The sequence below is a fragment of the Malaciobacter canalis genome, assembly GCF_008000835.1.
GTDB lineage: Bacteria > Campylobacterota > Campylobacteria > Campylobacterales > Arcobacteraceae > Malaciobacter > Malaciobacter canalis.
This window is the reverse complement of sequence record NZ_CP042812.1, coordinates 1,356,740-1,381,563: the sequence shown is the minus strand read 5'-3', so window position 1 is coordinate 1,381,563 and position 24,824 is coordinate 1,356,740. Positions and strand designations below refer to the sequence as shown.

General features: G+C 25.7%; 22 protein-coding genes. 11 read left to right on the top strand and 11 right to left on the bottom strand.

The genetic code is table 11. The features are described from left to right. Nucleotides 1-50 precede the first annotated feature (50 nt). The 4 genes from ACAN_RS06915 (at nucleotide 51) to ACAN_RS06900 (ending at nucleotide 5,687) form a co-directional block, all read left to right on the top strand. A complete protein-coding gene (locus ACAN_RS06915) occupies nucleotides 51-1,520 on the top strand; it encodes a PAS domain-containing sensor histidine kinase (protein ID WP_099335164.1) in 1,470 nt (489 codons plus the stop codon). A gap of 10 nt (nucleotides 1,521-1,530) precedes the next feature. Further along, nucleotides 1,531-2,256, top strand: coding sequence for a 3-deoxy-manno-octulosonate cytidylyltransferase (gene kdsB, locus ACAN_RS06910; RefSeq protein WP_079579128.1), 726 nt, complete (start codon nucleotides 1,531-1,533; stop codon nucleotides 2,254-2,256). A gap of 133 nt (nucleotides 2,257-2,389) precedes the next feature. Next, complete coding sequence (locus ACAN_RS06905; protein ID WP_099335165.1) at nucleotides 2,390-4,372, top strand: bifunctional diguanylate cyclase/phosphodiesterase; 1,983 nt, start codon at nucleotides 2,390-2,392, stop codon at nucleotides 4,370-4,372. Continuing rightward, nucleotides 4,365-5,687 (top strand): GGDEF domain-containing response regulator, encoded by a 1,323-nt coding sequence (locus tag ACAN_RS06900; RefSeq protein WP_099335166.1) that lies wholly within the window; start codon nucleotides 4,365-4,367, stop codon nucleotides 5,685-5,687. Before ACAN_RS06905 ends, ACAN_RS06900 begins: the two co-directional genes overlap by 8 nt. On the opposite strand, the gene lptB is transcribed toward ACAN_RS06900, so the two are convergent. Genes lptB through ACAN_RS06880 form a run of 4 tightly spaced genes read right to left on the bottom strand, consistent with a single transcriptional unit; the run spans nucleotide 5,684 to nucleotide 8,070 of the window. Then, nucleotides 5,684-6,406 (bottom strand): LPS export ABC transporter ATP-binding protein, encoded by a 723-nt coding sequence (gene lptB / locus ACAN_RS06895; RefSeq protein ID WP_079579122.1) that lies wholly within the window; start codon nucleotides 6,404-6,406, stop codon nucleotides 5,684-5,686. The genes ACAN_RS06900 and lptB overlap by 4 nt on opposite strands. Beyond that, complete coding sequence (tsaE, locus tag ACAN_RS06890) at nucleotides 6,399-6,818, bottom strand: tRNA (adenosine(37)-N6)-threonylcarbamoyltransferase complex ATPase subunit type 1 TsaE (protein WP_099335167.1); 420 nt, start codon at nucleotides 6,816-6,818, stop codon at nucleotides 6,399-6,401. Before tsaE ends, lptB begins: the two co-directional genes overlap by 8 nt. A gap of 9 nt (nucleotides 6,819-6,827) precedes the next feature. Next, a complete protein-coding gene (trpD, locus tag ACAN_RS06885; RefSeq protein ID WP_099335168.1) occupies nucleotides 6,828-7,811 on the bottom strand; it encodes an anthranilate phosphoribosyltransferase in 984 nt (327 codons plus the stop codon). Beyond that, complete coding sequence (locus ACAN_RS06880; RefSeq protein WP_079579116.1) at nucleotides 7,804-8,070, bottom strand: hypothetical protein; 267 nt, start codon at nucleotides 8,068-8,070, stop codon at nucleotides 7,804-7,806. The genes trpD and ACAN_RS06880 overlap by 8 nt, the downstream gene beginning before the upstream one ends. Before the next feature lie 67 nt (nucleotides 8,071-8,137). Here ACAN_RS06880 and ACAN_RS06875 point away from each other — a divergent pair, with 67 nt between their 5' ends. The 6 genes from ACAN_RS06875 to ACAN_RS06850 all read left to right on the top strand — a co-directional run bounded on the left by ACAN_RS06875 (nucleotide 8,138) and on the right by ACAN_RS06850 (nucleotide 16,166). Further along, entirely contained in the window at nucleotides 8,138-9,376 is a 1,239-nt protein-coding gene (locus ACAN_RS06875; RefSeq protein WP_099335169.1) for an argininosuccinate synthase, read from the top strand. 129 nt (nucleotides 9,377-9,505) lie between these two features. Continuing rightward, nucleotides 9,506-10,618 (top strand): M20 family metallopeptidase, encoded by a 1,113-nt coding sequence (locus tag ACAN_RS06870; RefSeq protein ID WP_099335170.1) that lies wholly within the window; start codon nucleotides 9,506-9,508, stop codon nucleotides 10,616-10,618. After that, nucleotides 10,605-11,522 carry an ATP-grasp domain-containing protein gene (locus ACAN_RS06865; protein ID WP_099335171.1) on the top strand — a complete coding sequence of 306 codons (918 nt, stop codon included), beginning with the start codon at nucleotides 10,605-10,607 and terminating at the stop codon, nucleotides 11,520-11,522. The genes ACAN_RS06870 and ACAN_RS06865 overlap by 14 nt, the downstream gene beginning before the upstream one ends. Further along, nucleotides 11,519-13,015, top strand: coding sequence for a helix-hairpin-helix domain-containing protein (locus ACAN_RS06860; RefSeq protein WP_099335172.1), 1,497 nt, complete (start codon nucleotides 11,519-11,521; stop codon nucleotides 13,013-13,015). Before ACAN_RS06865 ends, ACAN_RS06860 begins: the two co-directional genes overlap by 4 nt. Beyond that, complete coding sequence (locus ACAN_RS06855) at nucleotides 13,016-15,604, top strand: M14 family zinc carboxypeptidase (RefSeq protein WP_099335173.1); 2,589 nt, start codon at nucleotides 13,016-13,018, stop codon at nucleotides 15,602-15,604. It begins immediately after the preceding gene. 61 nt (nucleotides 15,605-15,665) lie between these two features. Beyond that, entirely contained in the window at nucleotides 15,666-16,166 is a 501-nt protein-coding gene (locus ACAN_RS06850) for a gamma carbonic anhydrase family protein (protein WP_099335174.1), read from the top strand. Nucleotides 16,167-16,234: 68 nt separating this feature from the next. Here ACAN_RS06850 and ACAN_RS06845 read toward each other — a convergent pair whose 3' ends face one another. Both ACAN_RS06845 and ACAN_RS06840 read right to left on the bottom strand, forming a co-directional pair. Next, a complete protein-coding gene (locus tag ACAN_RS06845; RefSeq protein ID WP_099335175.1) occupies nucleotides 16,235-16,888 on the bottom strand; it encodes a hypothetical protein in 654 nt (217 codons plus the stop codon). Nucleotides 16,889-16,923: 35 nt separating this feature from the next. Then, nucleotides 16,924-17,538, bottom strand: a complete 615-nt coding sequence (locus tag ACAN_RS06840; RefSeq protein ID WP_099335176.1) for a hypothetical protein — start codon at nucleotides 17,536-17,538, stop codon at nucleotides 16,924-16,926. A 197-nt stretch (nucleotides 17,539-17,735) separates the two neighbouring features. Here ACAN_RS06840 and ACAN_RS06835 point away from each other — a divergent pair, with 197 nt between their 5' ends. Continuing rightward, entirely contained in the window at nucleotides 17,736-18,368 is a 633-nt protein-coding gene (locus ACAN_RS06835; protein WP_099335177.1) for a DUF4405 domain-containing protein, read from the top strand. A gap of 27 nt (nucleotides 18,369-18,395) precedes the next feature. Here ACAN_RS06835 and ACAN_RS06830 read toward each other — a convergent pair whose 3' ends face one another. From ACAN_RS06830 to ACAN_RS06810, 5 genes are all read right to left on the bottom strand, one after another. Continuing rightward, complete coding sequence (locus ACAN_RS06830) at nucleotides 18,396-19,088, bottom strand: aspartate/glutamate racemase family protein (RefSeq protein ID WP_099335178.1); 693 nt, start codon at nucleotides 19,086-19,088, stop codon at nucleotides 18,396-18,398. 26 nt (nucleotides 19,089-19,114) lie between these two features. Further along, nucleotides 19,115-20,008, bottom strand: a complete 894-nt coding sequence (locus ACAN_RS06825; protein WP_147525208.1) for a helix-turn-helix domain-containing protein — start codon at nucleotides 20,006-20,008, stop codon at nucleotides 19,115-19,117. A 236-nt stretch (nucleotides 20,009-20,244) separates the two neighbouring features. Next, nucleotides 20,245-21,393 carry an ATP-binding response regulator gene (locus ACAN_RS06820; protein WP_099335379.1) on the bottom strand — a complete coding sequence of 383 codons (1,149 nt, stop codon included), beginning with the start codon at nucleotides 21,391-21,393 and terminating at the stop codon, nucleotides 20,245-20,247. Further along, a complete protein-coding gene (locus ACAN_RS06815) occupies nucleotides 21,390-22,022 on the bottom strand; it encodes a hypothetical protein (protein ID WP_099335380.1) in 633 nt (210 codons plus the stop codon). The genes ACAN_RS06820 and ACAN_RS06815 overlap by 4 nt, the downstream gene beginning before the upstream one ends. Before the next feature lie 367 nt (nucleotides 22,023-22,389). Then, the gene (locus tag ACAN_RS06810) at nucleotides 22,390-24,675 is read right to left on the bottom strand and encodes a methyl-accepting chemotaxis protein (RefSeq protein ID WP_099335381.1); all 2,286 of its coding nucleotides are present in this window, start codon (nucleotides 24,673-24,675) and stop codon (nucleotides 22,390-22,392) included. Nucleotides 24,676-24,824: the final 149 nt, after the last annotated feature.

Genomic DNA, 24,824 nt, shown 5'->3' with positions numbered 1-24,824 from the left:
ATTTTTAAAGTTTTTATAATATAATATCAATACTAAAAATAAGGTTTTATATGTCAGAAGAGTACAATCTTACTAAGCTTAAAAGAAGTAATGATGAACTAAAAGAGATTATAAATAATTCTTGGGATGGAATAGGAATTATTGATTTTACTGGGAAGTTTATATACTATAATAATGCATTCGTTCCTATTTTGGGTTTTTCAAAAGAAGAATTAAAAAACAAAAATTTTATATCATTTATACAAGAAGATTATAAAAAATCATTTATTGAATTAATGAAAAAAAATTTGAAAAATAGATATGAATCAGATATAAATATTGTTTGTATTAGAAAAGATAATCAAAAAGTTTATCTAAGAATAACACTATCAACTATGTTAAATAAAAAACTTTTTGTAATTAATACAAAAGATATTACAAAAGAGATTTCAGATGATCAAATTTTAGATAGTTATGTTGCTTCAACTCATGTAAATATAGATGGACTTATAACTCAAACTAGTCAAGCTTTTCGTACCCTTAGTGGCTATGAAGAGAATGAACTAATAAATAAACATCATACTATTATAAAATCAGCTGATGAAGATGATAAAGTTTTTAGTGAGATTTTAAGTCATATCAAAAATGCAAAAGAGTGGAATGGAAGAATTAAAGCTAAAAGAAAAAATGGAATAATCTTTTGGATTGATACAAAAGTAAAACCCACATATAACAAATATGGTGATATTACAGGTTATACTTCACTTATGTTTGATATTACAAATGAGATTAATCTTAATGTAGAAACAAAATCTTTACAACAAGAAGTAGTCCAAAAAGATAATCTTTTAGTTCAACAATCAAAACTAGCAATAATGACAGAGACTTTACAAATGCTTTCTCATGAATGGAGACAACCTTTAAATATAATATCAATTAGAGCTCAAAAACTTGAACTAGATTTAACAATGGGACTTGATTCAAATAAAGAAGCATTTGCACAAAGCTTAAAAGAGATAAAAGATGATGCACAAAAATTATCTAATACTATTGAAGAGTTTCAAAGTTTTGTCAAGTTAAAAAGTGAAAAAGAGAAAGTTATAGCAAAAGATGTTATTTTAAAAGCTGTAGAGATTTTCAAAAAAGATCCAGAATCAAAAGATATAGATTTTATAAAAGATGTAACTGATATTCCTGCTTTTAATAGCTATAAAAGTGAACTTACAACAATATTAGTAAATATATTAGTAAATGCCAAAGAAGCAATATTTAGAAAAAAAATTAAAAATGGTGTAATTAAACTTACTTGTTACTGCTTAAATAATACAATATTTTTTGAAATAAGTGATAATGCAGGTGGAATTGATGAAGATATAATTGATAAAATTTTCGAACCTTATTTCTCAACAAAAAATTCAAAACATGGAGTGGGCTTAGGATTATATACATGTAAAATAATCACTGAGATGCATTTAATGGGTGAAATTAGTGTAACAAACCATAATAGTGGTGCTACTTTTAAAATAGCACTACCAATTTAAAGGAAGATAAATGATAGTTATTCCAGCAAGATTAAATTCAAGTAGATTTGAAAATAAAATATTAGTGGATATATTAGGTTTACCAATGGTAATAAAAACTGCAATGCAAGTTAGTGCATTGGATAAAGTTGTAATTGCAACAGACTCATTGGAAGTTTTAGATTTAGCAAAAATACATGGATATGAAGCTGTACTTACATCAAATACTCATCAAAGTGGAACAGATAGAATAAATGAAGCTGTAAATAAGCTTGATTTACCAGATGATGAAATTATTATTAATGTACAAGCAGATGAACCTTTTATAGAACCAGAAGTTGTAAAAGCAGTAATAAATAGAGTAAAAGAAGTAAAAAAGAATAATGAAAATACAATGATTGTAAGTTGCTATAAAAAAATAACATCAGATTTAGCTGATGATCCTAATCATGTAAAAGTTATACTTGATGAAAATAGTAAGGCTATATATTTTTCAAGAGCAAAAGTTCCATATCATAGAGACCATTATGAAAACTCTAGTTACAATGGCCATCTTGGAATTTATGGTTTTACAAAAAAAAGTCTAAATGACTTTTGCTCATTGAAACCCTCAAAATTAGAAAAAATAGAAAAGCTAGAACAATTAAGAGCTATTGATAATGGATACTCAATTGCTATGGTTGAAGTAGACTCTAAATCGTTTGGAATAGATACTCAAGAGGATTTAGAAAATGCTCTTAGAATTTTTAAAAAATAAGTCTAATTTGACTTATTTTTTCATTTAAATTTATTTTATATAAATAGATAAACTTACAAAAACTATAGATAATATAACTTTAAAGAGTATTTTTATATAATAATATAATAATAATTTAAAGCTAAGGTACTTAATGCACTTTGATGTTCTAATTGCAGATAGTGAAATAATACAAAATATACAACTTAAAGAAAAAACTATAAATGAACTCTCAAATATAAATTTGCATTTTACTTCCAGTGAAGAAGAGATTTTATCTAAAAAATTTGAATTAAATTTATTAATTATTGATATAAATATAAAAAACTCTATAAAAATTGCAAAAGAGTGTTTAGGTAGTGATATAGATGTTATATTTATCATAGATAATACTCAAAATCTTGATTTAGCTTATAGTATTGATGTTTTTGACTTTATTTATAAACCACTATTTTTCAATAAACTAATATTTAAAATTGATCATTATGTAAAAATTAGAGAAAAAGAGAAAGAGCTTTTAAAACAAAAAGAGGTCTCTTCTGCAATACTAAACAATATTGCAACACCAATATTTTTAACAGATGGTGAAAAATTTCTTTTTGCTAATAAAAACTTCTTAAAAGTTTTAAAACTAAGAAAACTTAGTGAATTAAACAAAAAATATAAACAAGTATCTGACATATTTGAAAAAGAAGAAGGATATTTATTTGGTGAAAAAAATATTGATTGGTTAAAGTATTTAAAAAATGAAGATGATTTAAAAGTATTAATAAAAATAGAAGATAAAAAACATATATATAAAATTCAATCTAACTACTTAAAACAGAATAAAAATCATCTTATTTTTTTAGATGATATTACTCATGAAATTGAGTATAAGCAAGAACTAATCAACCTTTTATATACAGATAATCTTACAAAAAAACCAAATAGAGCAAAGCTAATTGATCAACTACAACATGAAAAAATCAATATTAACTCTTTAGCAATTATTGATATAAACTCTTTTAAAGAGATAAATGATTTTTTTGGAAATAAAGTTGGTGATTGGGTTTTAATTCAAGTTGCTAATATTATGGAAAATATAATAAAAAATCATAATGGTATTAAGCTTTATAAGTTCCCCTCTGATACTTATTGTGTAATAGCAGAAGAAGTAGAAAAAAATGATTTCTTAACTGTAATTAAGACTATTATTACTAAAATCTACAAAGAAGTATTTACTTATGAACATTATGAAATTGATACTCGTGTTAAAGCTGGTATATCATTTTCTACAAAAAACAACAAACTAATTACAGCAGATTTAGCACTTCAAGCAGCAAAAAAAGACAATAAAGACTATTTGGTCTTTTATGATAAATTAGATAATTTGCAAGAGTATGAAAACAATATGAAATGGACAAAGAAGCTAAAAAATGCTTTAAATAAAGACCAAATTATTGTATATTATCAACCACTAATAAATAACAAAACTTTAAAAATAGACAAATATGAGTGCCTTGTAAGAATGATTGATGAGGATAAAGTAATATCTCCTTTTTTCTTTTTAGAAGTTTCAAAAAAATCTAATCAATATACAAAAATTACAAAGATAGTTATTGAAAAAGCTTTTAAAAAATTTGATAAATTAGATTATGAGTTTTCAATTAATATATCTTATGAAGATATTGAAGATCCAGATTTTTTAAGTTTTGTAAGAAAAAAAATGAAAAAATATAATGTAAAAAACAAAGTTGTTTTTGAGATTTTAGAAGATGAAAGTGTGAAAAATTACAATATATTAATAGAGTTTATAGATGAAATTAAAAGTTTAGGATGCAAAGTTGCTATTGATGATTTTGGTTCTGGATATTCAAACTTTGAGCATATTTTAAAAATGAATGTTGATTATTTGAAAATTGATGCTTCTATTATCAAAAATGTAGTAATTGATAAAAACTCTTATAAGATAACAAAAACTATAATAGAGTTTGCAAAAAACTTAGGATTAAAAACTATTGCAGAGTATGTTGAAAATGAAGATATATTTAATACAGTTAAAGATTTAGGAGCAGATTATTCACAAGGTTACTATTTTTCTCCTCCAAAAGAAAATCCAGAAATAAATAACTCAACTAAGGCTAGGGATGAATAAAGAAGTATTGAAAAATATAAAAGTTTTATATGTTGAAGATGAAAATGATGTACGAGAGTTTACGGGAAAAACAATTAAAGCAATAGTAAAAGAGATAATAATTGCAGCAGATGGGAAAGAAGGATTAGAAAAATTCAAAGAACACTTAGATGTTGATTTAATTGTTACAGATATTAATATGCCTAAAATGGGCGGATTAGAAATGTGTGCTTATATAAAAGAGATAAATCCTGCAATACCAATTGTTATTACAAGTGCACACAATGATCCAAACTTTTTGAAAAAAGCCATTGATGTAGGTGTTAGTGCTTATGCTATGAAGCCTATAGATTTATATCAACTAATTGAAAGTATGATAAAAGCTGTTGAGCCGATTTTTTTAAGAAAGCAATTAGAAGAAGTAAACTTATCTTTAGAAGAAAAAGTTGAAGAGGGAATACAAAAAGTAAAATCAATTTTGGATGCTCAGGACAATATAGTATTTGTAAGTAGTTCAAATATAATTACAAATGTAAATAAAAAATTTTTAGAATTTTTTGGAACTGATTCATTAGAAGAGTTTTTAAATAATGTATCATGTGTATCAAAACTATTTAAAAATGAAAGAGGCTTTTTTAGTCCTGAAATCTTAAAAGACAGTAATAAAAATTGGATTGAGTATTTACAAAATTTAAGTGAAGTTGATAGAGTTGTAAAAATAACTAATAAAGATGGGATTGATAGAGTATTTACTGTTAATATTGATGATTATGAACAAGGACAACACTTTGTAATTTCCTTAACAGATATAACAGAATTAAAAGAGAAATCAAACCTTTTAGAGTATCAAGCAAGTCATGATTTATTAACAGGACTTTTTAACAGACAAAAATTTCATGAGATTTTTGGAAAAGAGATAAGAAGAGATAGAAGATATCAAAATGACTTATCTTTAATTCTTTTTGATATAGATCATTTTAAAAAGTTCAATGATGAATTTGGTCATAATATGGGAGATGAAGTTTTAAAGTTTATAGCTGAAGTTGTAACAAGAAGTGTAAGAGAGCATGATACTGTTGTAAGATGGGGAGGAGAAGAGTTTTTAGTTTTACTTCCTGAAACAAATATTGATGGAGCTATGAAAGTAGCTGAAAAAATAAGAAACGCAATACAAGAGTTTAAATCAAAAAAATTACCAAAACAAATAACAGCTAGTTTTGGAGTAACAACACTTGATGAGGGTGATATTGAAGAAGAGTTTATAAAAAAAGCAGATATTGCACTATATAAAGCAAAAAGAGATGGAAGAAACATGGTTTCTTCTTACACTACTTAGAAGTTAAAATCTTCTCCTAAGTAGTGTTGCCTAACACTTCCATCACTTTTAATATCTTCACTTTTACCAGAAGCTAATAAACTACCACTTTTCATTACATATGCTCTGTGACAAATCTGTAATGTCTCTCTTACATTGTGATCAGTTATTAAAACTCCAATTCCTATTAATGTAAGTTGATGAATAATCTCTTGAATATCTTTAACAGCAATAGGATCAACTCCTGCAAAAGGTTCATCAAGAAGTAAAAATTTAGGTTTAGAAACAAGTGCTCTTGCAATTTCTGTTCTTCTTCTTTCACCTCCTGATAAAGAGATACCTTTTCTTTTTCTAATTGGTTCAATATTAAAAACTTCAAGTAATTCTTCAACTCTTTTATGTTGTTCATTTTTATCATTTGTTACAACTTCAGCTGCTAAAAAAAGATTATCTTCTACACTTAAATCTTTAAAAATAGAAGATTCTTGAGGTAAATATCCTATTCCTTTTAAAGCTCTTTCATGTAAAGGAAGATTTGTAATATTCATCCCATCAAAAAAAACCTCTCCACTTGTTGGTTTCACAAGACCACATACAGTATAAAAAGTTGTAGTTTTTCCTGCACCATTTGGTCCTAATAAACCTACTATTTCACCACTTTTTATCTCTAATGAAATACCATGTAATATTTGTGTTTTTTTTATTTTTTTTGTTATATCTTTTATTTCTAGTTTATGCATTTATTATATATTGCCTTTTATTCTCTTTTTTCTCTATTTTTATGGTAATTACGTTAAAACCATATGAATGAAGTAACTCTTCAAGTCTTTCATCACCCCACTCTACAAAATGAACTCCTTCTTTTTCAAACTCCTCTAAAAGTCCCAAAGATATAAACTCTTCTAAACCTTTATTATATACATCATAATGATAAATATTATTTGAATAAATAGTTTGAATAGAAAAAGTGGGTGAAGTAACTAAATCCTCAATTGATTTACTTTTTACATAATTTTTTACTAATGTTGTTTTTCCACTTGCTAAATCGCCTTGTAGTAAAATAACACAATCACCCTTTTGTTTAATATATTTATCTACTAGTTCTACTATTTTTTCTAATTGCTCTAAATTTAACTCTAATTCTTCTTGCAAGTTTTTCCCTTATGCTAAAGCATTTGATACTTTAATTAATTGCTCTAATTTTTCTTTTGCTTTACCACTTTCAATAGTACTTCTTGCTATTTCAATTCCCTCTTTCATATCTCTTGCTTTATCATCTACAATTAAAGCTGCTGCTGAATTTAATAAAACAATATCAAGTCTTGAATCTTTTATTTCATTAGATAAGATACCTTTAGTAATAACTGCATTTTCCTTTGCATCTCCACCAACAATTGACTCTTTTGGTGCAAGATTAAACCCTAACTCTTGTGGATCAATTATAAATTCACTAATTTTATTATTTTCAAGTAAATTTGCAAAAGTTATATCTGAAATTGAGATTTCATCCATTCCATCATTTGAGCTAACTACCATTGCTTTTTGTGTTTCTAGTATATTTAAAGCCTCTGTAATTTTTCCAATTAAATCTTTAGGATATACACCAAGTAATTGTTTTTTTACAAAAGCAGGATTTGATAAAGGACCTATTAAATTAAAAATTGTTCTATGATCAATTGATTTTCTAATTGGTGTAACATATTTCATAGCTGGATGATGATTTGCTGCATGCATAAAAACAAAACCTGTATCTTCAAACATTTTTGCACTATTATTTAAACTCAAATCTAAATTAAACCCTAAAGCTTCAAGCATATCAGAACTTCCTGATTTACTTGTAACACTTCTATTTCCGTGTTTTGCTACATATGAACCACTTGCACTTAAAAGAATTGATGTTGTACTTGAGATATTAAAACTAAAACTTTTATCTCCTCCTGTTCCTACTATATCAATAGCTTTTTCGCGCAAAATTTTATTTGCAGGTAAAGCAATCAAATGCTCTCTCATAGCGCTTACTGCACCTGCAATTTCTTCAACTGTCTCCCCTCTTTCATAAAGTTTTATCAAATAATCACGAACTTCATCATTGGGTAACCTATTTTCAAAAATATCGTCAAACTTCAGTTTTGCTACATTAAACATTGCTATCCTTATCACTTAGTTTTTCTACATATTCATCCATTTTAGATTTTGGAGTTGATTTAGTAGTAGGAATTTGTAAGACCTTAAATTTATCACTTCTTTCAAGATATTTTATCTCTATAATATCTCCAACTTTTACTTCTTTGGCTTTTTTAGCAGCTACATTATTTATATATACTACCTTACAAGCTAGCATATCTTCGGCAACTGCTCTTCTTTTTGTTATATTTACTGCATTTAAAAATTTATCACATCTCATAATAGGGATTATAGCTAATTTTAGATAAAATATATCCAAATAAACATTTATATTTTATGGAGACGTTATGAATAAAAAAGAAGTAAAAAAAGTTGTTTTAGCCTATAGTGGAGGTTTAGACACATCAATCATTTTAAAGTGGCTTCAAGATGAATACAATGCAGAAGTTATTACTTTTACTGCTGATTTAGGTCAAGGAGAAGAAGTAGAACCTGCAAGACAAAAAGCTTTAGATATGGGAATTAAACCAGAAAATATTTTCATTTTAGATATAAAAGAAGAGTTTGTAAAAGATTATGTATTCCCAATGTTTAGAGCAAATGCAATTTATGAGGGAGAATACTTATTAGGAACATCTATTGCAAGACCTCTTATTTCTAAAAAACAGATTGAAATTGCAGAAAAAATGGGCGCAGATGCTGTTTCTCATGGTGCAACTGGAAAAGGAAATGATCAAGTTAGATTTGAGCTTGGATATTTAGGACTTAATTCAGAAATTACAGTAATTGCTCCTTGGAGAGAATGGGATTTAAACTCAAGAGAGAAACTTTTAGCTTATGCTAAAAAGAATGGAATAAATATTGATAAAAAACATTTTGATGAAAATGGAAACCCTGCTGTAAGTCCTTATTCAATGGATGCAAATCTTTTACATATTTCATATGAGGGATTAGTTTTAGAAGATCCAGCAAAACAACCAGATGAAAATATGTGGTTATGGACAAACTCTTTAGAAGAGGCTCCAAATGAAGCTGAGTATATTACAATTTCATACAAAAATGGAGATCCATATGCAATAAATGGTGAAGAGTTATCACCAGCAACACTTCTAAAAAAACTAAATGATTATGGAAATAAACATGGTATTGGAAGAATTGATATTGTTGAAAATAGATATGTTGGTATGAAAGCAAGAGGTTGTTATGAAACTCCAGGTGGAACAATTATGCTAAAAGCTCATAGAGCAATTGAATCAATTACTTTAGATAGAGAAGCAGCACATTTAAAAGATGAATTAATGCCAAGATATGCAAAACTTATCTATAATGGATATTGGTTCTCACCGGAAAGACAAATGTTACAAGCAGCAATTGATGAAACACAGAAAAAGGTAGAAGGAACAGTAAAACTAAAACTTTATAAAGGAAATGTTGTTGTAGTTGGAAGAGAATCAGAAAAATCACTATTCTCAGAAGCTCACTCTACATTTGAAGAGGATGAAGTTTATAATCAAAAAGATGCAGAAGGATTTATTAAATTAAATGCATTAAGATTTATAATAGCTGGACAAACTCAAAATAAATAAACAAAAAGCAGAGATTTCTCTGCTTTTTTCTACATAATTCCCACAAATAACAATACAAATATAATATTGTAGTTAAAATGTAACTATTCTTTATTAGAATGCTTCTTAATTTAAAATTAAGAAGTAAACATGCACTATTTTGATGATTTAAAAACAATAGTTGAAATAAACTCTTATACAAAAAATAAACAAGGTGTTGATAATGTAACAACACAAATGCAACTTTGGCTTGAAGAGTTAGGGTTTAATACAAAACTTTTTAAAAAAGAGAATATTGGAAATCATGCACTATTTACTACAAAAAGAAAAGATGGAACCAAAATCTTACTTTTAGGGCACAATGATACAGTTTTTCCTCCAAACAGTTTTGAGGGTTTTAAAGAGGATAAAGCTTGGGTATATGGTCCAGGAGTTTGTGATATGAAAGGTGGAAATATTGTCGCATTACAAGCTCTTAGAAATCTATATAAACAAAATAATGAAATTTTTAATATTGACTTTTTTTTAGTAAGTGATGAAGAAACAGGAAGTGATGACTCTAAGTTTATAAGTAAAGAAATAGCAAAAAACTACGATATATGTTTTGATTTTGAAGCTGCTGGGAAAAATCTTGAAGTAGTAACTGCTAGAAAAGGTGTTGGAACTTTTACAATAACTTGCAAAGGAAAAGCTTCCCATGCAGGTACTTCTTATGAAAATGGCATTGATGCCAATCTTGAAGCTTCTTATAAACTCCAAAAAATCAACGCTTTAACTAACTTAAAAATAGGTACAACTGTTAATGTAGGCAAAATTGAAGGGGGAATTGGAGCAAATACAATATCACCAAGTGCAACACTATTATTAGAAATAAGATTTAAAACAGATGATGAAAAAAATAGAGTTTTAGAACAAGTAAAAAAAATAACAAATACATCTTATATAAAAGGAACAAAATCTAAACTTGAAGGATTGATCCAAAGAGAAGTAATGCAAGAAAATGAAAAACAGCTTGAACTTATTAAAGAACTAGAAAAAATATGCAATAAAAAAATTCTTACAGAACACAGAGGTGGAGTAAGTGATGCAAATATATTTTCAAGTTGTAATGTAACAACTCTTGATGGCTTAGGACCATATGGTCTATATGACCACACAATAAATGAAAAAGCTTTAAAATCAAGCTTTGATAAAAGAATTGATTTAATGACTAAAATACTTTTACACTATCAAAATATGGAGAAAAAAAATGGCAAAACGTAAAATTGGTATGTGGTTATACCAAAATAGTGGAGGAGATGAAATCCAAAAAAAAATGATTGAAAAGTTAAATCAAAGAGATATTGATGTAATTACAGATATAAATCTTAGAAATGCAATCGCAAAAAATGGTCATATACTATATAAAGATTTGAAGCTAGATAAGCTTGATCTATTTTTTTCCTATAATGCAGGTGAGCAAACACAATATCAAATGTATTTATATAAAGCATTAAATAGAGCAATACCAATGATAAATAACTTTGATGCTTTTGAATTAACAGAAGATAAGTTTCAAACTTCTTTTTTATTAAGAAATAATAATATCCCTACAGCAGATTATAAACTTTGTCATAGAAATGATACTCATCACTTAGAAGAGATAATGAAAAAATGGTCAAAGATGGTTTATAAGCCAACTGATGGTTGGGGTGGAGTCGGACTTACTAAAATAGAAAATGAAGAAGCTTTAAATATGTTACTTCCTTTTTTGAATCAGATTAATGTTAGATATTTTTATGTTGAGAAATTTATTGATTATGATAATACTGATTATAGAGTAGATATTGTAAATGGTGAATTTGTAGGTTGTTATGGAAGAAAAGCAAGTAAAAAAGATTGGAGAACAAATGTTACTAGTGGAGGTACAGTTTTTAAAAGAGAAGCTAATGAACAACTAATAGATTTAGCAAAGAAAGCTACAAAAATAACAAATCTGGAAATAGCTGGAGTTGATATTATTTATGATAAAAAGAAAAAAGAGTATATCGTTTTAGAAGTAAATGGAATTCCAGCTTTTGCAACACCTGAACAAGAAAAGATTGGTATTGACTATAATGACAAAAAAATAGACATGATAGTTGATTTAATTGATAAAAAAACATTTAAAAAAAGAGGTAATAGATGAAAAAGCTACCAAAACTAGGATTTTTATATCTTGATTATGTATTGAGATTTTTTGACCATTCAAATTTTAAAGGATGGCCAAATAGAATTGAAGAAGTTGTTTACCACTGGAAAAATGATAAAAAAAGATTTATAGATGAAGTTAAAAGAAAAAAAATCGATATTTTAATTGGTAATATTCCTGCAACTGCATATGATACTTTTGTAGAAATTTCAAAAGAGTTACCCCATGTTAGATTTGTACCATCAATACAATCGCAATTTTCTAATAAATCAAAAGAGAATGTTACACTATTTTGTAAAAAACATAAACTAAGTATTCCAAAAACAAAAATCTTTTATGACAATAAAAAAGCAGTTAAATACTTAGAACAAAAAGCCAACTATCCTCAAATAATCAAAAGAAGCTATGGACCATCAAACTATGGAGGTTATTATGTGCATAAAGTTGATAACTTTAAAGAGGCTAAAAAGTTATTAAAAGAGAAAAAGTATACTCCTGTTTATACACAAGATGCAATAAAGTTAAAAGATAGTGGAGATATAAGAGTTATGTTAATAGGACATAAACCTATTTGTGCTTTTTGGCGATATGCTGGAAAAAATGAGTGGATTACAAACACCTCACAAGGTGGTTCTATGTCTTATAAAAACATTCCAATGAATGCTTTAGAGTTAGCAGTTCAAGCAAGTAAAGCAGCAAAGGCTGAGTATTGGGCTTGTGATATTGCAATTTGTAAAAATACAGGTAAAGCTTATATTTTAGAGTGCGCTACTGCTTTTGCAGCTTTTCCTTATATTAGAGATTGGATTGGACAATATTTAATGTGGGATTTTTCAAAAGGAAAATTTAAAATACCACATGTTCCTTTATTTTCTTGGGAAGAACTTGGTAAGATTGATTCTAATTTACTTAGAACATTAAGGCATATTGGTTTTTCTAAATATAAACCTAGTTTTGATGGAGAGTGGTATTTAAACGATGCAAATATTGGCTTTGATATGCAAGAAGTATCCAAAAGTGATGATAGTGATTTTCCTAAACAAATTATCTCAAATAAAATTAAAGATTGTTTTGATAAAGATAAAAAAACAGAAGAGTTTGAATTAAAAAAATTAAACTTAAACAATGCATCTTTAACAGACATAATGACATTATACGCAATGCAAGAAGAGCTTGCAATAGAAATACATGAGTACATTCAAGAAAATATAATTACAGATTCAACTGATTTATTAGAGCTTGAGTCAGTTGATGAACATATGCTTAAGTGTTGGGATAAAAACTTAGATGATATGAGAGTTGATATAAATAGTGTAGAAGAGTATGAACTTATAAAAATAAAAGGCATAGGTAAAAAACTTGCAAAACTAATAATAAAATATAAAAAAGAATTAAATGGTTTTAAATCTATTGAAGAATTAGAACAGATTGAGGGAATAGGTAAAAATAAACTAGTTCAATTAAAATCAAGATTTAAAATAGGAGTTTAAATGAAAAAGCTCTATAGAACTTATGAAGAGTCAACACAAATTTTTAAAAGTTTACAAAAACAGTATCCTGAAAACTTCAAACTTGAAACAATAGGTAAAACATGGGAACAAAGAGATATCAACCTAGTTACTATATCTGCTAATATAAAACAAGCAAATACAAAACCTGCTCTTTTTTATACAGGAACAATTCATGCTAGAGAATGGGTTGGGCATGAATTAGCTGTTGAATTCACACAATATATTTTAGAAAATATAGATATTGATCCTACCTTAGAAGCTTTTTTAAACTCTGCAACTGTATATATGATTCCTTGTGCAAATCCAGATGGTTTTGTTTATTCACAAACACATTTTAGTTTTTGGAGAAAAAACAGAAGAGTTAATGCAGATGGAACATATGGAGTTGACTTAAATAGAAACTTTAGTGTTGGATTTACTAAATCAACTCTTACATTTTCAAATGTCTACTCAGGACCTGAACCTTTTAGTGAACCTGAAACAAAAGCAATAAAGGAGTTTGTTGATAAGCATCCAAATATTACTATTGCATTAGATTATCACAGTCAAGGAAATGTATTTTTTCCTGCACACGATTTTAAGCATGAAGATAATATTAATACAACAGATTTAAATATACTTTGTGCAAATATGGCAGATAAAATAAAAAAGATATCAAATAGAGAGTATGGTATTCATCAAGGAAAACCCCCAGCAAAACTAATTGGTGGAAGTGGTAGAGAGTTTTACTATTCAAAAGGTATTTTATCTACAGTTGTTGAAGTAGGAACTAGAAATATAAGTGACTATTTAGATGATATGAGTGAACATATAAGAGAGCATATTCCAGCACTTATTGAAGCAATAAAAGAAGTTCCAAATTATAGTAAAGAAAATCTAGTTAAAAAAGTTGAAAAATTTGAAGTAGAAACTATTGGTTCAAACCATGTAAAGCTAAAATGGGAAGCAAAAACATCAAAAGATATATTCTTTGAAATTTACAGAAGTAAAAGAGATAAACTCTATTGTAAAGAGACAAATCTTATTGCTAGAACTCAAGCTTTAGAGTTTACAGATATTAATCTTCAATCAAATACAAACTACTACTTCAATATAAGAGCTGTAAATAAAAGAAAAAAATTAAAATCTCCTTTTTATCCACAAATTAAAATAAGAACTGATTTAGAGTATGATGAATATTCAAGAACATACTATGCAAATGCAACAAAGACAGGATATGTAGCAGAAAACTTAAATAACAATGCAAAGCATTTTGGTGTTAATTCACTTTTTGTTGGAGTTGATGAGAATAAAGGAATCTCTTATTCAATTATCACTATTGATTTAAAAACTATTCCTAAAAATGCAATTATTAAATCTGCTTGTTTAAACTTATACCCTATAAATAGAGTTTCAACTACAATAGAAAAGTTTGGAGAATGGAATGTAGGAATAGTAGAACAAGATTCAATAAGTGATATTACTGATTTTGATGAGGTAAATAATGCAAAAATAATTAGTTATATTGGACAGCCAACAAAAAGTGATCAATTAACACAAGGAATATGGAGAAAATGGGAATTCTCGGGGATACAAGCTTCAGTATTGACAAGTCAAATAGAAAAAGAGCAAATAGTATTAAGAGTTGAAGGACCTAAAGAGTTAAAAATAGGAAGAAAATCTCAAATGATGCAATGGGATATTGGTTATGGAAAATTTGGTTTTGGATTAACATATAGACCAAGATTAGAGTTAACTTATACTATTGAACCAACTATTGCTACTTTATATCCTAAATCAATAGATACTATTAGTGAGGGCAAAATTATAGAAAATGAAATAAGTTCAGGATTTGACAAAAAAGGCAAAAAGATATATTCTGCATTGAAATTCAATCTATCATCTTTACCATCACATGAATTTACAATGATTACAAACGCATACGTAAAATTAAACTCTACAAAAATATATCTTAAAGAAGATATAAGATTTCATTTAGAGTTTGTTGATAGCAAATTAAAAAAAGATTATAAAAGCTTTTGTAATAGAGAAATAATTCAAAATATTGGTTATGATATAAGTGCCAATGATTTAAAAAATAATCAAACACAATATTTTGTATTTGATTCATTTTCAAAAAAAGAGTTAAATGCTAAATTAAAAGATAAAAGTGATGTCTTATTTGTTTTAAGACCTACATCAGCAATTAAAACAATAAAAGATAGAAAAATATCATGGGAAATTTCAAATGATAAATTATCTCCAAAACTAATCATTGAATATATATCAAAAAGAAGATTTGCATTACCACAAGTAACAAATGCAAAATATGAAATAGAAAATGGGAAAATAAAAATCCTGTGGCAAAATCCACAAGATGAAAATTTCGTTGGAGCTAAAGTAATTAAAAACCCTTTTAGAAAACCCTTAAGTCCACAAGATGGACAAAAAATATATGCTGGCAAAGATAGTTATACTATTGATGATTTTGGAGCACTAGATAAAGATAAATATATTGCAATATTTACTTATGATGATGTTCCAAACTACTCTAAACCAGTTATACTAGAGTATAAAGCTCAAACTTAGTATTTGCATTTTTTATTTTTTGAGGATATAATATTTTACTTTTTAAATGAAGGAGAACGGAATGATTTTAAAATTTAAAGAGTTTTATCCTCAAGTAGATAAAAATGCATGGATTGCACCAAGTGCAGATTTAATAGGAGATATAAAAGTAGATGAAGATTCATCTGTATGGTTTGGATGTGTCTTAAGAGCTGATGTAAATAAAATTAGAATCGGTAAAAGAACTAATGTTCAAGATTTATCAATGATTCACACTGATACAAATACCCAAACAATTATTGGAAATAATGTTACCATTGGACATAAGGTTATGCTTCATGGATGTACAATTGAAGATAACTGTTTGATTGGCATGAGCGCAACAATATTAGATAATGCAGTAATTGGTGAGGGTTCAATAGTAGGAGCAAATTCTCTTGTAACTCAAGGAAAAAAATTCCCACCAAGAAGTTTAATCTTAGGAAGCCCAGCAAAAGTAGTAAAAGAGCTTACACAAGAAGATGTAGAGGGTCTTATTAAACATGCAGGGCATTATGTAGATTATAAAAACGATTATTCTTAATTTTATAAGAGGCCAGCATAAACAACTTTTAGATGAGAGTTCTAAGTTAATAAAGAAAGGTCTCTTTTTTACAATTTATAATAACTTTTTTGTTCTTGGATTTTATTGTAATTATTTATTAACTCTTCTAAAAAAAATCGTACATTATCTCTAAACTCTTTTGTTGTATTTTTTTCATTAATTGGATCAAGTATTTTATTTGCCCTATTCTCTATATCCATAAAACTTAAATTTTTAATATCAGGGATATACTCATTATTTACAATTTTGATTGGTGGCATAAGTAAAATTGACATAGATAGCATTTTTGTAGAATCCATTGAATTAAAAGTATCAACTAAAGCTTTTTTTTCATCATTTGAAAAATGAGAAGGAATAATAGAAAAACTCTTTGCTATGCCATTTTCTATAAATCCATCATTATTAAAATCGAATTTTTCATAATGTTCTAAAAGAAGATTATATGCACCTTCATCATTTAAGTGGTTTACATCTATTTCATCTGCTAGTCTTGTATAATTTTGCAATGTACATAATTCTTCTTTTGTTAAGCTATTTAAATACTCTTTTGCATTAGATAAAGTTATTCCTTTTTCTTTTGCATCATTATATATCTTTTGGAAATCATTTTTAAAAGGTTCTCTTACACTATAAAAGCTTTCATCATATTGCAATTTTTTTACTATAGAAACATGTTCTTCGTAATTTGTAGATAATTTCATAACATCTTCTCCTTTAATAAATACTATTATTATTTTTATTTCTTAAAATGGCAATTAAGACCTAAACTTTGCCACATAAGAGAAATACCTTTTCCAATATCATCAAATTCATCACAAGAAATTGTATCTTCTTTAAGACTATTACATACACAACAAATAAAACTATTATTTTTTTTAGCATATTTATTTTCTTGTTGAAAGTTTATAATTGTATCTTCTATACTATTATTTTTTCTTTTATTTAGAGAATATTTTTTCTTAAATTCATCTAATTCATCTTCTGAAACTCCACAATATTTACAAGTCTTTTCTCTTATATATTTATTATAAAACTCTTTGAATTTATTAAATTTAAAATCATTATCTATAATATCTTTATTATTAAAGTAATTATCAAAAACATAATTAGCTTTAATTTGTTCTTTTTGTAAAGCTTCACTTAACTCTAAAATAGATAATTCATGTAAAGACAACTTTAACTTTTCAGCTAGCCATTCTTGAACTCCACCGTTAGAACTATACATTAAATTTAGTTCCTCGGTTGATTGTTTAACCTCTTCAATACTAGCAATAGTTGAAAACCCTTTTTTTATTTTAAATATACATACATATTTAATATAATTTTCTATTAACTCTTTTGTTATATTCATATCTAATTTACTCCAAGTTCATAATAGCTTTGTATCATATTACACATTTTAAGTGTCACAATAAAGTCATCTTTAAGTAAATTGATTTTATTTTATAAGTATATATTCATAAGAAAATTTTTTAAAAATTATATCTATTTAGTAAATAGGTGATATAATTATTATCTAAGAATTGATTTACTAAAAGGATTCAAATCATGAGAAAAATAACATCATTAAGTTTAGGTTTTTCATTTTTAATAATGAGTTATACAGGTGTTATTTTATTTATTGCACCTCATGGTAGAGTTTCAAGATGGTTAGATTGGCATCTTTTTGGTCTAGATAAAGTACAATATCAAGAATTACATAATACTTCCATGATTACATTATTATTTTTTGGAATATTGCATATTTATTATAACTGGAAACCTATTGTTAATTATTTAAAAGACTCTACTAAAAAAATATCTTTTACTAAAAAAGAGTTTCTAGTAGCTTTTATATTAAATGCATTTTTTGTTATAGGTACATTAACACATATTCAACCTTTTAAAGGATTTCTAGATTTAGGAGAAACTTTTAAAAGTAGTTGGGGGGAGAATATTATAAAAACATCTTCAAACAATAATACTAAAGTTGAAGTTATAGCTATTAAACCACCTCCTCAAAGATTAGGAAGAAAAACTTTACAAGAGTTAAGTAATATGGGAAATATAGACTTAGAGCATGCATTAAAAACATTAAAATCAAAAGGTATAAATAATATTAATTCAAATATTAAAATAAAAGATATAGCAAATGAATTAAATATAGAAAAGACTGATGTTTATAAACTCCTTACAGAATAAACATCGCCTTATTCTATTTAAAATATTTTATTTTAAAGCCTCTTTTACAGCTTTTATTGCATGTATGTATGTTGTATCAAAAAGTTTTGTTGATGTATCTTTTTGAGATACTAACATACCTATTTCAGTACAACCTAAAATAATGCCTTCTGCACCTTTATTTGATAATGAATCAACTATTCTTAAATACTCTTTTTTTGAGGATTCATTTATTATGCCTAAACATAACTCTTCATAGATAATTTTATGTACTATTTTTATATCTTCTTCATTTGGGACTATAACCTCAATATCAAAATTATTCATAATAGTATTCTTATAAAAATCTTGTTTCATAGTAAAAGCAGTTCCTAAAAGTCCTATCTTTTTTATACTATTTTTTTGAAGTTCTTCTCCTGTTGCATTTGCAATATGTAATATAGGAATATCAATACTCTTTTGTATACTAGGTGCTACTTTATGCATAGTATTTGTACATATCAAAAGAAAATCTGCTCCTGCATTTTGAATATTTTTAGCTGCATTACTTAGTATTTTTGCAGTTTCATCCCACTTATTTTCATGTTGAAGTTTTTCTATCTCATCAAAATCAACACTATAAATAACTACTTTTGCACTATGCAATCCACCAAGTTGTTTTTTTATTTCTTTATTAATTTGATTATAATATAAAGCTGTACTCTCCCAGCTCATTCCACCAAGTAATCCAATAGTTTTCATTTTTAGCCTTTTCATAAAATTTTACATTAATCTTTGTTAAACACATCTATTAAGGTATTAAAACTTTGCAAAGTTAAAATGTAATTGTCTTTTTTATCATTAAAACTTCTAATATATTCTAATGGAGTCATTCCCATAAATCGTTTAAACTCTTTAATAAAATGAGCTTGGTCATAATAGTTACATTCATAAGAAATTAAAGTAAGTGAAATATTTGTATTATTAATCAAATTTCTATTGATCAAAGATATCGCTTTTAAAAATCTTTTATTTGAGATAATAAGTTTTAAATTTGCACCAGTTGCTTCTTTTATATTTTTTTGCAACCACCGTTGAGAAAATCCTAAATTAAATGATAATTCTTTTAAGTTTATATTAAAGTTACTATTTAAAGCTTCTTCTACATAATTAAAATTAATGGATTTTTTACTACTTTTTAATTTATTTAATAAAAAAATTTCAATTATCATAATCTTTTCGAAGATATCTTTTGAAAAATATAACTGTTCAAATAAGATATCATATTCACTTCTTGTAATTACATCTTTTATATTAAAGTTTAAATCATCTTTTATTTCGATTGGTGATATATTAAAGATTCTAAAAATTGCATGAGGATATAAATTAACTTTTACATGTCTTACTTTTGCTTTTTTAATAGACTTTCTATAAACATCAATATAATTAAAATGAGAAATCTTAAAGTGGCTTCCTTGAGTTATATCTTTTAAATATCCATTTGATTCTAATTTATTTATTCCATCTTCTAATTCAAAAACTAATTGCGTAAAATAATTAGGAGCAAGTCTATAAAGGTATTTTTCCTCTAAGTTATTAAATTCTGCATTTACATAACTATATGAATGTACAAGATTTGATATTTCTAAATTTCTACATAAGATTTTTTCAAATTTTATCATAAAATTCACTATTCGCTTTTTTACAATTAATTACATAAAAATTATAATAAAATAACAAAAAATAATAAAAAAAAGGTATTCAATTTTGAAATTTAAAGTATTATTAATTATAACTATCGCAATAAGTTTTTTATGTTTAGAAAGGCTAAATTCTGATTCATACGAAAAAGCGTTTAAAACAAGCATATTTTTCAAATCTTCAAGAGCTTATCAAAATAATAACATACCATAGTATTTTATAAAGGTATTGTGATATCATAATATAAGCCACAATTATAAGTATCTAATTTATTAAAAGTTTTATTATATGCATCAATATTACCGTTTAAACCATACTTAACTACTAAATATAATGTATATAAACTTAAACCTATTCCATAAGAATTAAACTTTGTAGAAAAATAAGGATCAAATATATTTTCCAAATCTTTACTTTCTACACCACCACCATTATCAACAAAACTAATTGATATTGAATTTTCTTCTTGTGTAACATCTATAAAAATATACCTTTGTTCAACGATAATTGTTTCTTTTTCAAAATTATCAATTGAATTATTTATTAAAACTTCAAAAATATAAGACAACATATTCTTTGAAATAAGAACTTCTTGATTAACATTACAATCTAAACTTATTTCAATATCTTTATCTATTAACACTTTATCAAGCTTTTTAATATTTTCTTTTATAAAAAAACATAAATCTATCTTTTCACTTTTATTTTTTTCTAATTCGGAAAAGTAATTAAAAGAGTTTAAAGTTTTTGAAAGCTCTTGTGTTTGTAAAACTATATTATCAAGCTTTTCTATTTCAGCTAAAGTCTCATCACTAATAATTCTACTCTCTTTTTCATATCTTAAAGCACTTGCAATAATACTTATAATATTAAGAGGTTGTCTCCATTGATGTGCAAGGTTACTTATCATTTTATCCATTGCACTTAATCTTTTCTCAGTATTTTCTAATACTTCTAATCTTTTTTCCATTCTTTTTATTCTAATTTTACTTGCAAGATTTGATAAAGGAGATAATAATTCATTCTCATTAAGAATTGGTTTTTCAATAAAATAATCAACACCTAATTCAATTGCATCTTTCAAGTACTCTTTTTTAGGGTATGCAGATAGTAAAACAATAGAAGTTTCTCTACTTAAATTATTTATCTCTTTGCATAAATCTATTCCACTAATATTTGCTAATTTAATATCAAGAATCACAATATCAATCTCATTAATCATAATCAAATTAGTTAAATTCTCACCATTTGTCGAATGTATTACATTTTTAACTTCTTTTTTTAATATTTCTAAAATATATTTTGCAAAAACTTGGTCATCTTCAACGTATAATATATTGCATTGCTTTAAATACTTTTCTTTCATTTTTTCTTTCTCTTCTTTCTAGTTTTTGATGTTCTTTGTTTTACTTTATAAGATGTGTTTTTTAATCTATTTATTATTTTTGAAGAGATTTTATACATCTGTTTTATAACTTCTGCTTTTTTATTACCTCTATTTTCGACTCTAATTTTTTCAAATATATTAAATAACTCTAAATACTCAGATTTTTTTATATAAGGAAATAAACTAGTTCCTTTTTCTTCTTCAATTAGCCATTCTGTTAATAAAGATATAACTAATAATTCAGGTATCCATTTTGTACCATTTTCAAGTCTAATTGATAATTCATTTACAATTGCATCATAATAGACACAAAGAGGCTCTTCATGTTTTAGCATTTTTCTATATATTATTTTTTTTTCTGCCAAACTTGTTAATGTTTGTAGATATTTTGAGTCTACTATTGTGTCTTCTAAGTTTTCATATAATTCTTTCAAATGATTATTTACTTTTGAAACTTCTTCTTTTGTTCCTAATAAAGGTTCAATTTCTCTATCTTCTAAAATATACTTAAAATAATTACTTAAAGTTGTTCGGATAAAGACCAGTAATGCTTCAGTTTTCACTTCTCTTAAAAAAGTAGTTTTTATTCTATTTTTTGGTAATTTCATTTCTTCTCTTAAAATTATTTTTATATAATTAAGCAAGTCAAAGAGAATAATTTTAGAGGATTATTATATAACTTTATGTTAGCCTAACTCTTTAACTCATAATAAAATTTTAAATATAAAAACTTTATTGTAAGTTTCAACATAATTTTTTTTAATGCTTAATTATATTTTATATTATGAAAGGGTCAAATAGTAGTCAAATAAATAATTTTAAAATATTTATTAAGTAGTGAGCCAAAATTAGTATTTTAGGAGTTTATCTTGGCTCACAAAAAAATCATAAATTAAAATAATTTTTTTGTAAGTCTTAAAAGGTAGAAAATCTACTACCTTTTAACTTTATATTTATAATCAATAATTATATTATCTATTTCTTTTTATTAAACTTTAATGCTTTAACTTCATTTTTACCTTCAAACTCTTTTTCATCAGCTTTACTTACAACTAGTTTTGCTATTTCATCTGTAAGAACGGCAACATCATGTGTTTGTGATGCAACCATTGCATTTTGTTGTGTTTGTTGATCAAGTTGATTAACTGCATCATTTATTTGCTCAATACCTTGAAGTTGTTCTTTAGATGCATTCTCTATATCTTGTATTAAACTTGTTGAGTGTGAAATATTTTCATTCAATTGCTTATATCCATTTATCATATCTGTAGCTATCGTTTTACCTGAATTTGCTTTTTCAGTTGCATTTTCTACTAAGTCTTTAATCTGCTTAGCAGCTTGGGCACTTCTACTTGCAAGGTTTCGCACCTCCCCTGCTACTACTGCAAATCCTTTCCCTGCTTCTCCTGCTGTTGCTGCTTCTACTGCTGCATTTAAACTTAAGATATTTGTTTGAAATGCTATTTGATCTATTACTGTTATTGCTTCTGCTATTGCTTGTGTTTGTTCATTTATACTATCCATGGCACTTGTTGTATCATTTGCTAAAGCTTCACCTTTTGTAGCTGATTCAATAACTTTATTAGAAAAGTTTGACATTTTTGCAATATTTTCTGTGTTATGTCTAATATTACTTGTGATTTCTTCTAAAGCAGCAGCTGTTTGCTCTAAACTTGATGCAGCTTCATTAGAACTATCATTTAACTTATCTACATTATCAAGCAAAATATTTGAACTTTCATCTAAAGTAAGACCATTTGTCTTATTTTCTACTAACATTGAGGTAATTGATTCACCTAGTGTATTCACTCCATTTGCTAGTTTTAATAAATGCTCTTTCAAATTAGTTTGAGAAATTTTATTTAAATAATTATAATTACTATATTGTTCTAAAATACTCAAAACATTATCTATATTCTTTTCAAGATTATCTGCCATTTTATTTAAGACTATTTTTAGCTCCATTAGTGCTGGATTATTAACTGATAAATTTAATCTTTGACATAAATCTCCTTGCTCAAACTCTCCTAAAACCTCAATTGTTTCATCAATCAGTTTCCTATCTTCTTCAATACTAGATTGTGTTTTTTCAATATTTTCATTTATTACTTTTGCCATTATTCCAAATTCATCAATTGTATTAACTCTAATTTTTTCCACATGTTCAGACTCTCTATTTAAATAATTAAAAAAGTCTAATAATCCATTTTTAATCTTATTTAAAGATTTCAAAGATTTATTAAGTGTAATAAATATTGCAAAAGATATAAAAATCAATGTTAATATTGATAGAAAAATTGTCATATACATTATTTCGTTTGCTTTTTCTAATATTTCAGAAGAATCAACTCCTCCTACAATAAGCCAATTCCAGTCATCAAAAGTTTTATATACTACAAATTTTTTATATCCTTCCCATAAATAATTTAATGTTCCATCTTTAGTTTCTAACATCTTTTTTACAAAATAAAATCCATTTGAATCTTTAATTTCTAAAGCTGAATCCTCATTTAAATTTGGATGAAATAAAAATTTCCCATAATTAGAATCTTTTTTTGAATTTAAAATATAGTAATACCCTGTTTTACCAATTTTCTTACTTGAAATAGTAGTCAATAACTTTTCTAAATCATCTGTTATATCTGAACCAATAAAAGCAATTGCAATTACATTATTATTTATATCTTTTATAGGAATATATTTTGTCATATAGCTTTTCCCAAAAAGGACAGCTTTACCTAAATACTCTTTACCTTGTATGACTTTTTCATAACCAGGATGTTTTTTATTTAATTTTGTTCCTATTGCTCTATTTCCATCTTGTTTTTTTAAGCTTGTACTTATTCTAATAAAATCATCATCTTTACGAACAAAAATAGTAGCAACAGAGCCTTTTGTTATTTTCGAAAATTCATCAACTATTGAAAAATCAAGATTAATGATTTTTTCATCTATTGTCAAAATTGGAGTATTTAATTTTCCTATTTTAATTTTATCATTATTATTAATTTTAATATTGCCTAACATATTTATAAAAATATTTCCCATTCTATCTGCACCAGTTTTTGCAACATTATTAAATGTTTCTATATTTTCTACTAGTAAAGAAATCTCTTTTTTTATTGTTTGTTCATTACTATTTTTCATTGCATCAAAAGTATTATTAACAATTACATATGTTAATATACTCATAGAAATTATAATTGAGACAATAGATACAAAAACAATTTTTCGAATTACAGACTTTTTAAAATATTCCATTCATTTTCTCCTAATTTTTATCCAAGAATATTATCATAAGTAAAATAAAACCATTTAATATAAGTTATTATTATATGACTTATTATATATTTTATAAATAAAAGAGTGAGCCAAAAATTTTAAATAGTATTTTTGGGAAGTATCGCGAT